The organism is Erwinia sp., assembly GCF_031978025.1.
Taxonomy (GTDB): Bacteria; Pseudomonadota; Gammaproteobacteria; order Enterobacterales; family Enterobacteriaceae; genus Erwinia.
In genome coordinates, this window is record NZ_DALZCD010000239.1 from 1 (window position 1) to 1,479 (window position 1,479).

1 protein-coding gene is annotated in these 1,479 nt (G+C 54.5%); it reads left to right on the top strand.

Annotation, left to right across the window (positions count from 1 at the left end; translation table 11 throughout):
* Positions 1-1,479: efflux RND transporter permease subunit (locus RTK32_RS16855; RefSeq protein ID WP_312045996.1), on the top strand; the 1,479-nt coding region annotated here is incomplete at both ends.

Here is a 1,479-nt window from a genome sequence, read left to right on the forward strand (position 1 = left end):
GACGGCCTGATGTACATGTCGTCAAACAGCGATTCATCGGGCACGCTACAGCTGACCCTGACCTTTGAGTCAGGTACCGATCCGGACATCGCGCAGGTTCAGGTGCAGAACAAACTGCAGCTGGCCACGCCACTGCTGCCGCAGGAAGTACAGCAGCAGGGTATCCAGGTCCAGAAGTCCTCCAGTAGCTTCCTGATGGTGGCCGGTTTCGTTAACGAAGACGGCACCATGACGCAGAATGATATTGCGGACTACGTGGCGTCAAATATCAAGGATCCTATCAGCCGAACGCTTGGCGTGGGCGATACCCAGATATTTGGTGCCCAGTATGCAATGCGTATCTGGATGGACCCGCACAAGCTGAATAACTATCAGCTCACGCCGGTTGACGTCATCAGCGCCATTAATTCCCAAAATGCTCAGGTTGCTGCCGGTCAGCTTGGCGGTTCACCGCCGGTACCGGGCCAGCAGCTGAACGCTTCGATCATCGCACAAACCCGTCTGACCTCTACCGACGAGTTCGGCAAAATCCTGTTGAAAGTTAACACGGATGGTTCCCGCGTGCTGTTAAAAGACGTGGCGAAAATTGAGCTGGGCGGTGAAAACTACGAGATCGTCGCACGCTATAACGGTAAACCGGCTTCCGGTATCGGTATCAAGCTGGCTACCGGCGCTAACGCGCTGGATACCGCCGCTGCGGTAAAAGCGGAGCTGGGCAAACTGGAGCCGTTCTTCCCGGCCGGATTGAAAGTGGTTTATCCGTACGACACCACGCCGTTCGTTAAAATCTCCATCATGGAAGTGGTGAAAACCCTGATTGAAGCAATCGTGCTGGTCTTTATTGTGATGTATCTGTTCCTGCAGAACTTCCGCGCCACGCTGATCCCAACGATCGCCGTGCCGGTAGTGCTGTTAGGTACTTTTGCCATTATCAGCGCCTTTGGCTATTCGATAAACACGCTAACGATGTTCGGGATGGTGCTCGCCATCGGCCTGCTGGTGGATGACGCCATCGTGGTGGTTGAGAACGTCGAGCGCGTGATGGCAGAAGAAGGCCTGCCGCCTAAAGAAGCTACCCGTAAGTCGATGGGGCAGATTCAGGGTGCGCTGGTCGGTATTGCCCTGGTGCTGTCAGCGGTATTTATCCCAATGGCCTTCTTCGGCGGCTCTACCGGGGTTATCTATCGTCAGTTCTCCATTACCATTGTTTCTGCGATGGTGCTCTCGGTTATCGTGGCGCTGATCCTGACGCCTGCGCTGTGCGCAACGTTACTGAAGCCCATTAAAAAAGGCGATCACGGTAAAACCACCGGTTTCTTCGGCTGGTTTAACCGCATGTTTGACAAGAGCACCAACCACTACACCAATAGCGTCGGCCATATCATTCGCAGCACGGGCCGCTATCTGTTGATCTATCTGGTGATTGTGGTGGGCATGGCTTATATGTTCGTCAAGCTGCCAAGCGCCTTCCTGCCGGAA